The sequence below is a fragment of the Stenotrophomonas sp. 109824_Sma genome (genome assembly GCF_056480025.1).
Map to the genome: position 1 here is coordinate 705,318 of NZ_CM151078.1, position 16,396 is coordinate 721,713.

Here is a 16,396-nt window from a genome sequence, read left to right on the forward strand (position 1 = left end):
TCCGGTGAAGGTCCTGTCGGTATTCGGCACGCGACCGGAAGCCATCAAGATGGGGCCCCTGGTGCGCGCCCTGGCACAGGCTGCGGATATCGAATCGGTGGTCTGCATCACCGGGCAGCACCGCGCGATGCTCGACCAGGTGATGTCGCTGTTCGAGATCACCGCCGACCATGACCTGGATGTCATGGTGCCCAACCAGACCCTCAATGGCCTGTGCTCCAGGCTGTTCGAGCGGCTTGACGCGCTCTACACGCAGGTCCGCCCCGACTACGTGCTGGTGCATGGCGATACCACCACGGCGATGACCGCGGCCCTGGCCGCGTTCCACCACCGCATCCCGATCGGCCATGTCGAGGCCGGCCTGCGCACCGGCGACATCAACCGGCCGTGGCCGGAGGAGATGAACCGGCGGGTGGTCGATGTGGTCGGCCATCAGCTGTATGCACCCACCCCAGGCTCGCGCGCCAACCTGGCCCGCGAGCATCTGGGCGGGCAGATCCTGGTCACCGGCAACACCGTCATCGATGCCCTGCAGCAGACCGTGCAGCGGCTGGATGCAGATGCGGCATTGCGCGCGCAGGCCGACCAACCCTTCCACATGCTCGACCCCGCGCGCCGCCTGCTGCTGGTCACCGGCCATCGCCGCGAGAGCTTCGGCCAGGGCTTCGAGGACATCTGCCGTGCGCTGGCTGAGCTGGCGCGGCGGCCGGACCTGCAGGTGCTGTACCCGGTGCACCTCAACCCGAACGTGCAGGGCCCGGTCAACGCCCACCTCGGCCACCTCGACAACGTGCACCTGGTGCCACCGCAGGATTACCTGCGCTTCGTGCGCCTGATGCAGCGCGCCGACGTCATCCTCACCGACTCCGGTGGCGTGCAGGAAGAAGCGCCGGCGCTGGCGAAACCGGTGCTGGTGATGCGCGATGTCACCGAACGGCCGGAGGCGGTCGAGGCCGGCGTGGTGACGCTGGCCGGCACCACGCCCTCGCGCATCATCGATGCGGTCAGCGCGGTATTGGCACAGCCCCCGCAGCCGACCCGCTTCGACCCCGATGCCAGCCCCTACGGCGATGGCCGCGCCAGCGCCCGCATCGTCGCCGCCCTGCGCGGTGCGCCCCTTCCCGAATTCTCGCCCGGTCTCCGCTGTGGCGGTGCCGCCCACCTCCATCCGCATGAAGTGATGCCATGACCCAGACCGGCCGCTCTTCCCTGTTTGCTTCCGCTGCCGCGTTCGTCCTGTCGGGCGCGGTCGGCACAGCCCATGCCGCCGACAGCGTCGCCGGCCAGTTCGCCGAATGGAGTGGCGACAGCACGGTGAACCGGCAGATGACCCTGCGCGAACTCGGCTTCCGCCAGCCGCTGGTGCTGAGCGGGCAGGAGAGCCAGCGCGAGATCTACCTGCCGGTGCCGGCCGGCGTGGCCACCCGCGATGCGCAGCTGCAACTGGACGGGCGCTATGTGCGCGGCCACGCCGGGCGCACCTCGGGCTTGTGGTCGGTCGATGGCGATCCGATCGCCGCGCGTTCGATCACCGACGCGCAGGGCGACGCCAGCCAGCTGCTGGCCATCGATGGCGAACCCCGCCAGAACGGCTTCGTGCGGGTCGGCGTCGGCTGGTGGTCGATCGTGTCCGACTATCAGTGTGCCGACCAGAGCGCACCGGCCAACGTGCTGCGGCTGTCGCCGGACTCGCGCTTCAGCTACCGCTTCGATGGGCGTGCCGTGGATACCGTGGCCAAGGCCTGGGGCGCGCTGCCACCGCAGGTGCGCCTGCTGGTGGATAGCAAGGCGCTGCAGGCGCCAACCTACGATGCCGCCTGGCGCATCGGTACCGCGTTGCAGGCCGGCGGCAAGCAGGTGCAGGTGGTGGCGCTGCCCAAGGTCGGTGACAGCGTCGACCTGGCCGGCATCAGCATCCCGGCCAGCCTGCAGGGCGTGCCGGCCTACGCCGCGCTGGCCACGGGTGAGCGCGCGCATGCGATCAAGGACCTGGCCGAAGTCGGCGCGCTGCTGTCGCTGCGTGACAGTGGGCCGCTGGCGGCTGATGTGATGATCGGCAGTGACGCACTGCGCGCAGGCGTACGCGCGGCGCTGGATGCACTGGCCACCCAGGTCGGCGCCGCGGGTGCCGATGCGGGCACGGCCTTCAGTGCCTGGCGCAGCGCGGACATGGGCGGGCTGGAAAAGCCCGCCGCCAACGCCTCGGTCAGCGTGGTTGCCGTTGCCGGCCGTCCGACGCTGGTGGTCGACCCGGCGGCGGCAGGCAAGGTCGCCGGGTTGTTCGCCGAACAGTGGCGCAGCTACGCGCTGGGCCGCAGCCTGCAGGTCAGCCAAGCGGGCACGCCGAAGCTCGACGGAGACCAGGTGCTGTTGAGCCGGCTCGGCAACATCGCCGGCACGATGGAGGTGGTGACCCGCGCCGATCGCAGTGCCAGCTTCGACCTCGGCGCGCTGTCGGCCGATGGGCGCCTGCCCGAGGAAGTGGTGATCGATGTCTCGGCGGCACCCAACGCGGCCGGGCAGGGCGCGGTGGCGACGATCTACTTCAACGATTACCTGCTGGGTGGCAAGGTGTTGTCGGCCAACGGCCAGCCGCAACGGCTGGTGGCCAAGGTGCCGGCCTACGCCCTGTCGGCGCGCAACGAGATCCGTGTCAGCTTCCTGCGCCAGCCGGCACGGCCGTACTGCCACGATCCGGCCACCGGCTACCCGGTCTCGATCCTGCCCAGCAGCCACCTGACCCTGGCCAAGCGTTCGCTGGGCAGTGACTTCGTTGGTGCCAGCAGCCAGTTGTCGCGCGGCAACCAGGTGTTCGTGCCCGGCACCTGGCTGCAGGATGCGCCGGCCTCGCTGGGCAAGGTCATCGCGGTGGCCAGTGCAGTGGGCGCCTTGCCGGAAGCGTCGGAACTGAAGGTGGTCGACGCCGGTGCCGCGGTCAGCCCGGGCGCACCGTGGCTGGCCTTCGGCGTGGTACCGGCCGGTGTCGATGTGGCCGGCCTGAAGGATGGCCACCTGCTGATCGGCGGCACGTCGCAGCCGCTGCTGGATGTCAGCGGGCTGGATCGTGCTGCCGTGGTGCAGGTGGGGTCGTCCGGCGGCCAGCTGGGCGTGCTCTACAGCGACCTCGGTGCGCAGGCACCGTCGTTCGGCGCGCCGTTCCGGCTGCTGCGGGGCGATCTTGCCGTGCTCGACGGCAGTGATGCCGTGCGCGAATTCGACCGCCAGGATCCCTATGGCACGCGTATCGCGCAGGACGGCAATCCGCAATCGAAGTGGGAACGGCACATGGTGTGGTTGCTGCTGCTGGTCGGCGTGATCGTGTTCGCGCTGCTGGCCGCCCGCGTTACCCAGGTGCGCCGCCGCAAGTCCGCCAACGCAGGGCACTGATCCATCGTGGACGGTCTGTTCTGGAACATCCAGCTGGCCAACTACTACGCCGCCCTGGAAGCCACGGCGGCGGCGGTGGCCGTGCTGATCCTGATCTCCAGCCTCGATGACCTGTTCATCGATGTCTGGTACTGGGTACGCGAGAGCTGGCGCGCGCTGACGATCAAGCGCCGCGATGCGTACCGGCCGCTGACCCAGGACGACCTGCTGCAGCGGCCGGAACAGCCGCTGGCGATCATGGTGCCGGCGTGGATGGAGTACGACGTCATCGCGCAGATGGTGGAGAACATGATCAACGTGCTCGACTACCGCGAGTACGTCGTGTTCGTCGGCACCTATCCCAACGACCAGCAGACCATCGACGAAGTCGAGCGCATGCGCCGCCGCTACAAGCGCCTGCGCCGCGTGGAGGTGCCGCACGACGGTCCGACCAGCAAGGCCGACTGCCTGAACTGGCTGATCCTGGCGATCTTCGATTACGAGAAGCGCCACGACATCGAGTTCGCCGGGGTGATCCTGCACGACAGCGAGGACGTGCTGCACCCGATGGAACTGCGCTTCTACAACTACCTGCTGCCGCGCAAGGACATGATCCAGCTGCCGGTCACCTCGCTGGACCGCGAGTGGTACGAGCTGGTGGCCGGTGTCTACATGGACGAATTCGCCGAATGGCACGCCAAGGATCTGGTAGTGCGTGAAAGTGTTTCCGGCATGGTGCCGTCGGCGGGCGTCGGCACCTGCTTCTCGCGGCGCGCGCTGCTGGCACTGAGCGCGCAGACCGACAACCAGCCCTTCAACACCGACAGCCTCACCGAGGATTACGACGTTGGTGCGCGGCTGGCGGCGATGGGCATGCAGTCGATCTTCGCGCGCTTCCCGGTGCAGTTCCGCGTGCGTCGCCCGTCATGGTTCGGCTGGGGGCCGGTACGCGAGCGCACCCAGCAGATGGCGCTGTGCGTGCGCGAATACTTCCCCGACAACTTCCGTGCCTCGTACCGGCAGAAGGCGCGCTGGGTGCTGGGCATCGGCCTGCAGAGCTGGGAGTCGCTGGGCTGGCGCGGCTCGCTGGCCACCAAGTACCTGCTGGCGCGCGACCGCAAGGGCATCATCACCTCGTTCGTCAGCATCATCGCCTACCTCATCTTCCTGCAGCTGCTGCTGTTCTGGCTGCTGAAGATGACCGGGGTATGGACGATGCAGTTCCCCAGCGTGTTCCAGGCCGGTACCTGGCAGATGAACGTGGCGCTGCTGACCACGGCGGCGCTGGCGACCCGGGTCGTGCAGCGCTTCTACTTCGTCAACCGGCTGTATGGTTGGGAGCATGCGTTGATGTCGATCCCGCGCATGGTGGTCGGCAACATGATCAACTTCATGGCCACCGCACGCGCGTGGAAGGTGTTCCTGGCCTACCTGCTGTTCGGCAAGCGCATGGTCTGGGACAAGACCATGCACGACTTCCCGGATGCCGCGCAGCTGGTGCAGACCCGCAAGCAGCTGGGCGAGCTGTTGACCACCTGGCAGGCAGTGGAGCCCGAGCGGCTGCAGCAGGCGCTGGACCAGCAGCATGCCGGCCGGCAGCAGCCACTGGGCCGCATCCTGCTCACCCAGGGCTGGCTGGATGATGAAACGCTGGCCGAGGCGATCGCCTTCCAGGGCGACCTGCAACGCGCGGTGATCGACGTGGACTACCTGCGCGCGTGCCAGTTCCCGGTCAGTGCCGATGCCTGCGTGCAATGGCGCATGTTGCCGCTGCCACCGCGCCAGCAGGGCACCCTGCGGCTGGCCGTGGCCAGCCCATTGCCCGAAGAGGCGTTGGCACTGCTGAAGCAGGAAACCCGCAGCGAGCACATCGAACAGAGCATTGCCCGCGAAAGCGAAATCAACGCCGGTCTGCGCCTGATCGGCGGCGACCGGCATTGGCATCTGGACAACGTGCCCTTGCTGGGTGACCTGCTGGTGGAGATGCGCCTGATCGACCACGCGCGCTTCGAGATCGCGCTGGACGCGTACAAGCCGCAGCGCGATGGCCGCATTGGCGATTACCTGGTCAAGCAGGGCATCACCACCGAAGACGCGGTGGCCCAGGCCATGCAGGAACAGCGCCGGCGTGCGGCCGCGCTGCAGTCGCCGCCTCCCGGAGCCTTGCCGGCATGAAGACCACGCTGCTGTCCACCGTCATTGCCGTGGCACTGGCCAGCGCCGCCGCGCCGGTCCTGGCACAGGCTGATGCAGCACTGCCGCTGTCCGGTGCGGCCTACCGCATTGCCGAGCAGGCGTTTGCTGCCTATGAGCGCGGCGACTACCCGGCGGCTTACCAGCAGTCCACGGAAGCGATCCGGCTGCGCCCGGACGTGGTGCGGCTGCGCCTGCTGCAGATCTATGCGCTGCAGAAACTGGGGCGGGGTGCGGAGGCGCAGCAGCAGGCACGTCGTGCACTGGATGCGGGGTTGAAGGATCCGGCATTGCCGGCGCTGGCGGCTGCCACCGCTGCACGCAGCGCGGCGACTGGCGGCGAAGGTGCGCGCACGACATCCCCATCGCGTCCGGTCGGCAGTGCCGCGGACCGCAGCAGGCAACAGGCCTACGCGCTGGCCACCGAAGCCTACGTGGCCTATGACGCGGGGCGGATGGGAGAGGCGGCCGGCAAGGCCGAACAGGCCTTCCGGCAGCAGCCGACGCAGGGGGCCTGGGCGTTGCTGTGGGTGGCTGCGCTGGAGGCACAGCAGCAGCCCGAACAGGCCGACGCCGCCATTGCCACCGCACTGCAGCTGGGCGCGCCGAATGCCGAGGCGCTGCAGGACCGGCGCGTGGCGCTGGATCGCCAGCGCGCGCTGCTGCAGGCGCAGCAGGCGTATCGGTCGTTGTCCACGCAGGATGATGCCGCGGCCGTTGCGCAGGCACGTGCAGCTGTCGAGCTGGCACCGGAGGTGGCCACGTACCGGTTGCTGCTGATTACCGCGCAGCTGCAGCAGGGGCAGCTGGCCGACGCCGAGCGCAGTGCCGACCAGGCGTTGCAGGCCGACGGCCAGGATCTCAATGCACGGGTGATGCGCGGCTACCTGCGCCAGCGCCAGGGCAATACCGTGCTCGCCAATCAGGACTTCGACACCGCACTCGCTGCGCCGGGGTCAACAACGCAGCAGCGCAACGTGCGCCTGCTGGCGGTGGATGCGGCGCTGGCCAGTGCCGACCGCACGCGCGCCGCAGCGCTGCTGGCACCTCTGCAGTCGGCATTGCCAACGGATGCGGGCGATGCACGCGCGCAGCAGCTGCTGCAGCAGGCCATCGAGCAGCGCGGCCGGGCGATCCGCTCCAGTCGCGCGCTCCCCCGCATCAGCGCCCAGACCTACCCGGCACCGTTCCAGCACTGCCAGTCGGGCGACACAGGCAATGTCTGCGAGCTGATGCCGGCCGACCTGCAGGGCGATGGTGGTGCCGCGCAGCGTGCCTACGCTGCCTACGCGCGCCAGGACTACGCCGAGGCCATCGGTGAGGCGCGGCAGGCCGTGCAGCGCGCGCCGGACGACGCGAAGCTGCAGGGCCTGCTGACCACCACGCTGGCGTCGGGCAACCGCGCCCAGCAGGACGAAGCACGGCAGCGCCTGGATGCGGCGCTGGCACAGCGCCCTGACGATGCGGAGGCGCTGATGCAGCGCGGCTACCTCAACCAGAAGGCACACGAACCGGCGCAGGCACTGGCGGACTTCCGCGCCGCCGAGGCCACCGGCAAGGCACCGAAGAGCGTTGTGCTCGACCAGGCGTACGCGAGTGCGGCCAATGGCGATCATCCACAGGCGGTGTCACTGCTGCGCAGCGCCATCGACCGCGCCGACGCCGGTGAGCTGCCGCTGGATGAGCATCAGCGCTACAACGTGCGCAATGCCATCGCCAACTATTCGCGCGAGTGGGGCGTGATCGCCTCGGCCGGTTTCCGGGGTGCGCGCCAGGCCGCAACCAATGTCGGCGGCGCGGCGATCAGCACGCCGGGTGATTCGGTGTTCAGTACGCTGGAGGCGTTCTGGCGGCCCCCGGCTTTCAACGACCGGCACGGCACGCTGGAACTCTATGCACGCCTGCTCAACACCCTGTACGACCAGGGCGGCACCTACGAATCGATCCGCGCGGTGGATCCGTGCACTGGTGAATCGACACCGGATGCACGCGCACGCGCTGAACGTCTCAGCCATTCGCGCTCCACCACCGGCTGGCCGTCCACCATCGCCTCGTTCGGCATGCGCTACGCCTTCGGCCAGACCGGCCTGAGCGCCGGCATCGAGCGCCGCCAGTTCCTTGGCAGCGCCACCCGCACGGGCGATGTCTATCCCGCATCGGCGGCCGTGCAATGCAGCCTGCAGCTGTCCCTGAACCCACCACTGGAAGCCAGCACACTGGCCCGCTACCGCTTGGCCAGCGGTTCCGGCGGCTGGATGTCCTACCTGACCTACGGCTATTACCACGGCACTGATCTGCGCACCGACGTGAACCAGTGGTGGATGGTCAGCGGTTACGCGCAGGGCGGCTACACCTGGGACGACAACAGCGCCCACTTCACCCTTGACGCGCTCGATGCCAACGGCACACCGGTGCGGCGGATCGGCGATGCCAACGGGCGCCTGCATCGCGAGCAGTGGTTCGCTGCCGGTGAACTGCGTGTTGGCCGCAGCTTCCGCTTTGGTGCCGGGCAGACCCACTGGGTGGTCACGCCGTACGTGGTGGTGGGGGCGGACTGGCTCGACCAGCGCTCGCGCGTGCGCAACATCCGTTACCCGCTGTTCCCGGCGCAGTCGTTCGCGCTCAACGATACGCAGCGCAGCTGGTCCCTTGGCGCGGGCCCGGGCGTGGGCGTGCGCTACTGGTTCCGCGAGGACCACTACAACACACCGCGCTCCTACCTGGACCTGACCGTGCAGTATCGCTTCGCGATCGGCGGCGGTGATACGCAGCGCGCCAAGGGCCTGTTCGCCACCGCCATCCTCTACTACTGAGGCACGCCCCAACGTCGTCGCAGCGCCGCGGCCTGCGGCGTGTCCTGGGTCAGCCACGGCTCCAGTGCATAGACCAGCACGTGCTGCGCACCGCTGTCGCGTGCCCACGCCAGCTGCCGCTGGATGCGCGCGGCATCGGCGGTCTCGCCCTTGAACGCGCTGCCGTCGGCGGCGCTGCCGGGCAGTTCGCGGAACAGTTCGACGATCGCATCGAAGCCGATGCCGTGCGCGTGGAAATGATGGAGCAGCGGTTGCAGCTGCTGCACGTTGCCGGCGCCGGCAACCCCCACGCCGTCCTGCACCATTGGCCGCAGCGCGGCCTGTGCCAGCACTGCCTGCCACAGCGTGACCAGGTTGCCGTCGGTCTGCAGGCGGCTGAAGTAGCAGGACATCGCGCAGTCGCCCCCGCGTGCACTGGCGGCCTGCACCAGGCCGTGCAGCCACCGTGCCAGCCACTGCTGGCGTGCCGGATCGGCCCAGTGGTACTGCTCCAATTCGTAGGGCAGGTACCAGCCCCCGAAGGCGGGTTGCTGCGCCCAGGGCGCCTGTGCCAACCACTGGCGTGCCTGCGCCAGGCTGTCGGCCAGGAAGGCCTGCAGCGTGGCATCGTCGGCACCAATGGCCTGCCACCAGCGTTGCTGGAAGGGCAGGCCGACGCGGATGCGGAGGTTGTTCTCGCTGGCGGCGGTGAACAGCTGCTGCAGGCTGCTGTCCGGCAACGACCAGTCGCCGTCGCTGCCACCGACGATGCCGGTCCACTGCAGCACCAGCTGCCGGCAGCCCAGCGTATGGGCAAGCTTCAACGAACGTTGCCAGTCGGCCAGGCCCCATTGCAGGTGGCTGCGCCAGGGCTGCAGGAAGGTGCCATCCACCTGCACCGGCAGCGAACAGCCGGGCAGGGTGGCGAGCGTACCGGCGAGCGGTGCCAGCACTGCCGCGCGCAGCAACCGGCGGCGCAACGGCGAAGACGGATCAGCGGGAAGGACAGGCGGAACCATGCCTGCATCATCCCAGAGCACCGTGCGCGGCAGGTGAACCACACCGGCCGCAGGCCGAAGCGTGCTCTGGTAGTGCCGGCCGCTGGCCGGCATCGCCTACCGCTTATTCCAACGCGTAGCGTAGGGTGAACAGCACCGCCACCAGCCATACCGCCGGGTGCACTTCGCGCCAGCGGCCGGTGCCGGCCTTCAGCGCGGCATAGGCGATGAAGCCGAACGCCAGGCCGTTGGCGATGGAGTAAGTGAACGGCATCGCCAGCGCACACAGCGCGGCCGGCACCGATTCGGTCAGGTCGCTCCAGTCCACTTCCACCAGTTCGCGCAGCATCAGACCGGCCACGAACAGCAGCGCCGGCGCGGTGGCATAGCTGGGCACCATCGCCGCCAATGGCGAGAACAGCAACGCGGCCAGGAACAGCGCCGATACGACCAGCGCGGTCAGGCCGGTACGGCCGCCCACCTGCACGCCCGAGGCGCTTTCAGCGAAGGCCGTGGTGCTGCTGGTGCCGAGCATCGAGCCGGCCACGATCGCCGTGCTGTCGGCCAGCAGAGCGCGGCCGAAACGCTTCTGCGCGCCTGGCAGCTTCAGCAGGCCGGCGCGGCCGACCACGCCGTACAGGGTGCCGGTGGCATCGAACACTTCCACCAGCACGAACACCAGCACCACCTGCAGCAGCACCGCGATCGGCGCGCCGCCGTCATGGTGCAGCAGGCCTGGCAGGTCCAGCTGCAGGAAGGTGGGCGCCAGGCTCGGCGGCAGCGAGACCAGGCCCTGGTACTGCACGTCGCCCAGCGCCCAGCCGGCGCCGGTCACCGCCAGGATGCCGATCAGGATCGCACCGCGGATGCGGCGTGCTTCCAGTACCGCGATCAGCAGGAAACCAGCCAGCGCCAGCAGCGGCGGCGCGGTGTTCAACGGGCCCAGCGCCACCAGCGTGTCTTCATTGCCGACGATCACGCCGGACTTCTGCAGCGCGATGATCGCCAGGAACAGGCCGATGCCGGCCACGATCGCCGAGCGCAGCGACGAAGGAATGCCCGACACCAACCATGCCCGCACGCCGGTCAGCGACAGCACCAGGAACACCAGGCCGGAGATGAACACCGCCCCCAGAGCCTGCTGCCATGGCAGGCCGGCGGCACCGACCACGGTGAACGCGAAGAACGCGTTCAGGCCCATGCCCGGTGCCATGCCAACCGGGAAATTGGCGGCCAGCGCCATCACTGCCGAGCCCAACGCAGCGGCCAGGCAGGTGGCCACGAACACCGCACCCGCATCCATGCCGGTGGTGCCGAGGATCTCGGGGTTCACGAAGACGATGTAGGACATCGTCAGGAAGGTGGTGACACCGGCCAGCAGCTCGGTACGCACGGTGGTGCCGTGCTGCTGCAGCTGGAACAGGCGCTCGAACAGGGACATGGGGTCGCTCATGGGTAGATGCCGGCCGCTGGCCGGCATGCATGGTCGGTACACATTGCAAAAGGAGAAAGGCCGCGCGAGCGCGGCCTTTCCTGTTGCCTTACTTCAGCGCCTTGAAGCGCAGGCGCTTCGGCGCAGCGTCGTCGCCCATGCGGCGGCGCTTGTCTTCTTCGTACTCGCGGTAGTTGCCCTGGAAGAACTCCACGTGCGAGTCGCCTTCGAACGCCAGGATGTGGGTCGCGATGCGATCCAGGAACCAGCGGTCATGCGAAATGACGAAGGTGTTGCCCGGGAACTCCAGCAGCGCATCTTCCAGCGCACGCAGGGTTTCGATGTCCAGGTCGTTGGACGGTTCGTCGAGCAGCAGCACGTTGCCACCCTGCAGCAGGGTCTTGGCCATGTGCAGGCGGCCACGCTCACCACCGGACAGCGAACCGACCATCTTCTGCTGGTCCTGGCCCTTGAAGTTGAAGCGGCCGATGTAGGCGCGCGACTGGATCTCGATGCCGTTGATGTTGAGGATGTCCAGGCCGCCAGCGATTTCCTGGAAGACGTTGTGGTTGCCTTCCAGCGCGTCGCGGCTCTGGTCCACATAGGACAGCTTCACGGTCGGGCCGACCACGATCTCGCCGGTGTCCGGCTTTTCCTGGCCGGTGATCATCTTGAACAGGGTCGACTTACCGGCACCGTTCGGGCCGATGATGCCGACGATGGCGCCGGCCGGCACCAGGAAGTTCAGGTTGTCGAACAGCAGGCGGTCGCCGAACTTCTTGGAGACGTTCTTGAACTCCATCACCGCATTGCCCAGGCGCTCGCCCGGCGGGATGAAGATTTCATTGGTCTCGTTGCGCTTCTGGTAATCGACCGACTGCAGCTCTTCCAGGCGAGCCAGACGGGCCTTGCCCTTGGTGCGGCCGCCCTTGGCGTTCTGACGCGACCACTCCAGTTCCTTCTGGATCGCCTTCTGGCGAGCCTTTTCCTGGTTGTCTTCCTGCTTCAGGCGCTCATCCTTCTGGGTCAGCCAGTCGGTGTAGTTGCCCTTCCACGGAATGCCGCGGCCGCGGTCCAGTTCCAGGATCCACTCGGCGGCGTTGTCCAGGAAGTAGCGATCGTGGGTGACCGCCACCACGGTGCCGGTGTAGCGCGCCAGGAACTGTTCCAGCCATTCCACCGACTCGGCGTCGAGGTGGTTGGTCGGTTCGTCGAGCAGCAGCATGTCCGGCTTCTGCAGCAGCAGGCGGCACAGCGCCACGCGGCGCTTCTCACCACCGGACAGCTTGCCGACGATGGCATCCCACGGCGGCAGGCGCAGCGCATCGGCGGCCACGTCCAGCTGGTTTTCCAGGGTGTGCGCGTCGCCAGCGGCCAGGATCGCCTCCAGGCGCTCCTGTTCCTTGGCCAGCGCGTCGAAGTCGGCACCTTCCTCGGCGTAGGCCAGGTACACCGCGTCCAGCGCGGCCTGGGCCTGCAGCACTTCGCCCACGCCTTCCTCGACCGCTTCACGCACGGTCTTGGTCGGGTCCAGTTCCGGCTCCTGCGCCAGATAGCCGACCTTGATGCCCGGCTGCGGGCGGGCTTCGCCCTCGAAATCGGTGTCCACGCCGGCCATGATCTTCAGCACGGTGGACTTGCCGGCGCCGTTCAGGCCCAGCAGGCCGATCTTCGCGCCCGGGAAGAAGGACAGCGAGATGTCCTTGATGATCTGCCGCTTGGGCGGGACCACCTTGGACACGCGGTTCATGGTGTAGATGTATTGCGAGGACATGAGGTCTCCGTAGGCGCGGCCCTGCGCCCGGCCCGTCACGGGAACATCCCGTTGCGGCAGCGGGCACAGACTGAAAAGGAATACCGCCAATTATAGCCGGAACCGGTTCCCGGCCGCGCCGGGCAGGCGTCGCCGGGCTGGCCGTGGGCTGAATACTTCGTCACAGTCCCGCAGCGGGAAGCGTTTCCAGCCGGAAACGGTTCAGTTCGGGTGCGCAATATGGGCTCACCACCCACCCAAGCAGAGGTCTGACATGCGCATCAATCGAGTAATGGCCGGCGCCGTGGCCTCTGTGCTGGCGTTCGGCGCCGTGGCCCCGGCCTTCGCCGACAACGACCACCGCCGCGACCATGATCGCCGCGAGTGGCGCGAGGACCGCCGCGAGTGGCGCCAGGATCGCCGTGACTGGGAGCGCGACCGCCGCGAGGCCCGGCACGACTACCGCCAGGACCGCCGTGAATGGCACCGCGATCATGACCGCTACTACCGCCCGGCACCGCCGCGCGTGGTCTATCGCCCGGCCTATGGCCCCGGCTACGGCTGGAAGGTCGGCCATCGCTATCGCGACTACTACCGCGGACCGGTCTACGTGGTGAACGACTACCCGCGCTACCACCTGCGTCGCCCGCCCTATGGGCACCAGTGGATCCGCGATGACCGCGGCAACATGCTGCTGGTCGCCATCGCCACCGGCGTGATCGCCCAGTACGTGCTCAGCAGCCGCTGAGGATCGCGGCCGGGGTCGGATCCCTTTCCAGCGGAAAGGGCTCTGACCCCACACCATCAATCGAAACCATACGGGGCCGGATTCCTTCGGGGATGCCGGCCCCGTCTGTTTCGGCCCCAGCGGGCCGGTGCGGGGCTACAATCGAGGGCTGAGTCGTACCCCTTTTCCCTGCCTGCTGGAGTACCCGATGTTCCCGCGTGACGTCCGCATCGAATCCTACGATCCCGAACTGGCCAAGGCCATCGCCGCTGAGACCCAGCGCCAGGAAGACCACGTCGAGCTGATCGCCAGCGAGAACTACACCAGCCCGGCGGTGATGGAAGCCCAGGGCAGCCAGCTGACCAACAAGTACGCCGAAGGCTACCCGGGCAAGCGCTACTACGGTGGCTGCGAATACGTGGACATCGCCGAGCAGCTGGCGATCGACCGCCTGAAGCAGCTGTTCGGCGCGGACTACGCCAACGTGCAGCCGCACAGCGGTTCGCAGGCCAACCAGGCCGTGTACTTCGCCCTGCTGCAGCCGGGTGACACCATCCTCGGCATGAGCCTGGCCCACGGCGGCCACCTCACCCATGGTGCCAAGGTCAACGCCTCGGGCAAGCTGTTCAACGCCGTGCAGTACGGTGTGAACGACCAGGGCCTGATCGATTACGACGAAGTCGAGCGCCTGGCCCTGGAGCACAAGCCGAAGATGGTCGTGGCCGGCTTCTCGGCCTACTCGCAGGTGATCGACTGGGCGCGCTTCCGTGCCATCGCCGACAAGGTCGGTGCCTACCTGTTCGTCGACATGGCCCACGTCGCCGGCCTGGTTGCTGCTGGCGTCTACCCGAGCCCGCTGGAGCACGCCCACGTGGTCACCTCGACCACCCACAAGACCCTGCGCGGCCCGCGCGGCGGCATCATCGTCGCCAAGGGCGCCGACGAAGACCTGGTCAAGAAGCTGCAGTCGATCGTGTTCCCGGGCATCCAGGGCGGTCCGCTGATGCACGTCATCGCCGGCAAGGCCGTGGCCTTCAAGGAAGCGCTGGAACCGGGCTTCAAGGCCTACCAGCAGCAGGTGGTGAAGAACGCCCAGGCGATGGCCAACACGCTCATTGCGCGTGGTTACAAGATCGTCTCCGGTGGCACCCAGAACCACCTGATGCTGGTCGACATGATCGGCAAGGACGTGTCCGGCAAGGACGCGGAAGCCGCGCTGGGCAAGGCCCACATCACCGTCAACAAGAACTCGGTGCCGAACGACCCGCGTTCGCCGTTCGTGACCTCGGGCCTGCGCCTGGGTACCCCGGCGGTGACCACCCGTGGCTACGTCGAACAGGATTGCGTGGAACTGGCCAACTGGATCGCCGACGTGCTCGACGCACCGAACGATGACGCCGTCATCGCCCGCGTGCGCGATGCCGTCAGCGCGCAGTGCCGCAAGTATCCGGTCTACGGCTGATCGCAGCAGGGGTCAGAGCCCTTTCCTGACGGAAAGGGCTCTGACCCCCGTATCGGAGCAACCGCGCATGGATGAGCGCCGCCTCAAGTACCTGTACACCGCGCTGGCGGTGCTGTTTGGCCTGCCCAGCCTGTTCTTCGGCGGCGCGGGCGCCTGCATCGCCCTGGTCATGGGCGTGATCGGACTGATCTCCCTGGACGCGGACAAACTCTGGTTTGCTGCCGGCATGTTCGCGTGGGGCGTGTCCGCGATTACCGGTCTGGTGGCCTGGGTTGCACTCAGCATCTTCTGGCTGCGCGATGGGGCACGGGGCCTGCGCATGGCATCGCGCCGTTGGTGGTGGCTGCTGGGCATGGGTGTGCTGGCGGCCCTGCCGTTGCTGGCGATGGCGCTGTACTACTTCACCGAGCTTGGTCCATCCGTGCTGAGCGGGCTGTTCGCCGGGCCGTCCCTGTGGGTGCCTGCTGGCATGCTGATGCTTCTGTGTCTGCGTGGGCGGCGCTCTGTCCAGGAGTCCTCTCACCGTGGATGAAGCCGTGCACAAGCGCCGGGTCGGGCTGTCCCTGCTGCTGGGCATCCCGATCATCGCCGCCGCAGGCACGTTGGCGGTGCTTGGGCTGGTGGTGGCTCCCGACTGCCTGACCGCCATCGAGCTGCTGTGGGCAGGCGCTGGGCTCATCGGGCTGCTTGCCTGGGGGGTGTTGGCTGGCCTGTTCCTGTGGCGCGGTCAGGCCGCGCTGTGCGCGGCACCCTGGCCCCTTTGGGGAGGCCTCGGGCTGGGCGTGCTGGCCGCCGTGGGGATGGTCGCCGTCGCGGTGCATCGGGTGTTTACCGATCCGGACCTGATTGTGCTGGCCTATCTCTTCCTCGGCCCGCCGTTGCTGCTGCCGGCGGCACATCTGGCGTGGCTGCGCTGGGCACGCGCGGCCACGCTGCCGCCCGCACCTGGTTGAGCGGGTAGTCCAGATACCCCGGGATGCTCTGATTGGCCGAAATGCAGGCGCTTGCGCGCAGACAGCATTTGCTGCTGCGCCCCTTCTCAGGTACCTTTGCGACGCTGCCATGACCGTGGCAATAGGTACTTTCCTGAGCCAGGCGTTCCATGCACTGCCCCTTCTGCCAACATGCCGATACCCGGGTCATCGACTCGCGCGTCTCCGAAGACGGCGCGACGATTCGCCGTCGGCGTGAGTGCGAAGCCTGCGGCGAGCGCTTCAGCACCCTGGAAACGGTCGAGCTGAAACTGCCTGCCATCGTCAAGAGCGATGGCACCCGCGAGGCGTTCGACCAACGCAAGGTGCGTGCTGGCTTTGACCGCGCGCTGCAGAAGCGCGCGGTGCCCGAAGACAAGATCGAAGCGGCGGTGCGTGCGGTGGTTCACCAGCTGCGCATCAGCGGCGAGCGCGAAGTGCCCTCGATCAAGGTCGGCGAGTTCGTGATGAACGAACTGCGCAAGCTCGATCATGTGGGCTATGTGCGCTTCGCGTCGGTCTACCGCAGCTTCGAGGACGTCGCCGATTTCCGCGAGGAGATCGAGAAGCTCGAGCGCGACCTGCCGTCCAGTACCGAACAGCTGCAGCTGCTGGGCGATGTGATCGCCCTGACCAAGAAGAAGAAGGGCTGATCGCCCCGGTAGATGCCAACCTTGGTTGGCGCCGTACGCTTCATCCACG

12 protein-coding genes are annotated in these 16,396 nt (G+C 68.0%); 9 read left to right on the forward strand and 3 right to left on the reverse strand.

The features are described from left to right. Positions 1-4: 4 nt before the first annotated feature. Genes wecB through ACZK1G_RS03230 form a run of 4 tightly spaced genes read left to right on the forward strand, consistent with a single transcriptional unit; the run spans position 5 to position 8,372 of the window. Positions 5-1,189: a non-hydrolyzing UDP-N-acetylglucosamine 2-epimerase gene (wecB, locus tag ACZK1G_RS03215; protein WP_101764925.1), complete on the forward strand. Its 1,185-nt coding sequence runs from the start codon at positions 5-7 to the stop codon at positions 1,187-1,189. Beyond that, complete coding sequence (locus tag ACZK1G_RS03220; protein WP_101764926.1) at positions 1,186-3,387, forward strand: cellulose biosynthesis cyclic di-GMP-binding regulatory protein BcsB; 2,202 nt, start codon at positions 1,186-1,188, stop codon at positions 3,385-3,387. The genes wecB and ACZK1G_RS03220 overlap by 4 nt, the downstream gene beginning before the upstream one ends. A 6-nt stretch (positions 3,388-3,393) precedes the next feature. Beyond that, on the forward strand, positions 3,394-5,541 hold the full coding sequence (locus tag ACZK1G_RS03225) for a glycosyl transferase family protein (RefSeq protein WP_049443120.1): 2,148 nt from the start codon (positions 3,394-3,396) through the stop codon (positions 5,539-5,541). Then, entirely contained in the window at positions 5,538-8,372 is a 2,835-nt protein-coding gene (locus tag ACZK1G_RS03230) for an NfrA family protein (RefSeq protein ID WP_101764927.1), read from the forward strand. The genes ACZK1G_RS03225 and ACZK1G_RS03230 overlap by 4 nt, the downstream gene beginning before the upstream one ends. Here ACZK1G_RS03230 and ACZK1G_RS03235 read toward each other — a convergent pair. The 3 genes from ACZK1G_RS03235 to ettA all read right to left on the reverse strand — a co-directional run bounded on the left by ACZK1G_RS03235 (position 8,366) and on the right by ettA (position 12,555). Beyond that, complete coding sequence (locus ACZK1G_RS03235; protein ID WP_233490832.1) at positions 8,366-9,370, reverse strand: DUF4434 domain-containing protein; 1,005 nt, start codon at positions 9,368-9,370, stop codon at positions 8,366-8,368. The two genes, ACZK1G_RS03230 and ACZK1G_RS03235, sit on opposite strands and share 7 nt — an antisense overlap. 103 nt (positions 9,371-9,473) lie before the next feature. Then, complete coding sequence (locus tag ACZK1G_RS03240; RefSeq protein ID WP_005408048.1) at positions 9,474-10,790, reverse strand: NCS2 family permease; 1,317 nt, start codon at positions 10,788-10,790, stop codon at positions 9,474-9,476. A gap of 100 nt (positions 10,791-10,890) precedes the next feature. Continuing rightward, positions 10,891-12,555 (reverse strand): energy-dependent translational throttle protein EttA, encoded by a 1,665-nt coding sequence (ettA, locus tag ACZK1G_RS03245; protein WP_014035954.1) that lies wholly within the window; start codon positions 12,553-12,555, stop codon positions 10,891-10,893. A gap of 253 nt (positions 12,556-12,808) precedes the next feature. Here ettA and ACZK1G_RS03250 point away from each other — a divergent pair, with 253 nt between their 5' ends. The 5 genes from ACZK1G_RS03250 (at position 12,809) to nrdR (ending at position 16,347) form a co-directional block, all read left to right on the forward strand. Continuing rightward, complete coding sequence (locus tag ACZK1G_RS03250; RefSeq protein ID WP_049443123.1) at positions 12,809-13,282, forward strand: RcnB family protein; 474 nt, start codon at positions 12,809-12,811, stop codon at positions 13,280-13,282. 187 nt (positions 13,283-13,469) lie between these two features. Beyond that, complete coding sequence (gene glyA / locus ACZK1G_RS03255) at positions 13,470-14,723, forward strand: serine hydroxymethyltransferase (RefSeq protein ID WP_049443124.1); 1,254 nt, start codon at positions 13,470-13,472, stop codon at positions 14,721-14,723. 67 nt (positions 14,724-14,790) lie between these two features. Beyond that, positions 14,791-15,255, forward strand: a complete 465-nt coding sequence (locus ACZK1G_RS03260; protein ID WP_049443125.1) for a hypothetical protein — start codon at positions 14,791-14,793, stop codon at positions 15,253-15,255. Continuing rightward, on the forward strand, positions 15,248-15,676 hold the full coding sequence (locus ACZK1G_RS03265; RefSeq protein WP_049443126.1) for a hypothetical protein: 429 nt from the start codon (positions 15,248-15,250) through the stop codon (positions 15,674-15,676). Before ACZK1G_RS03260 ends, ACZK1G_RS03265 begins: the two co-directional genes overlap by 8 nt. A 149-nt stretch (positions 15,677-15,825) precedes the next feature. Then, the gene (gene nrdR, locus ACZK1G_RS03270; protein WP_005415256.1) at positions 15,826-16,347 is read left to right on the forward strand and encodes a transcriptional regulator NrdR; all 522 of its coding nucleotides are present in this window, start codon (positions 15,826-15,828) and stop codon (positions 16,345-16,347) included. Positions 16,348-16,396 lie beyond the last annotated feature (49 nt).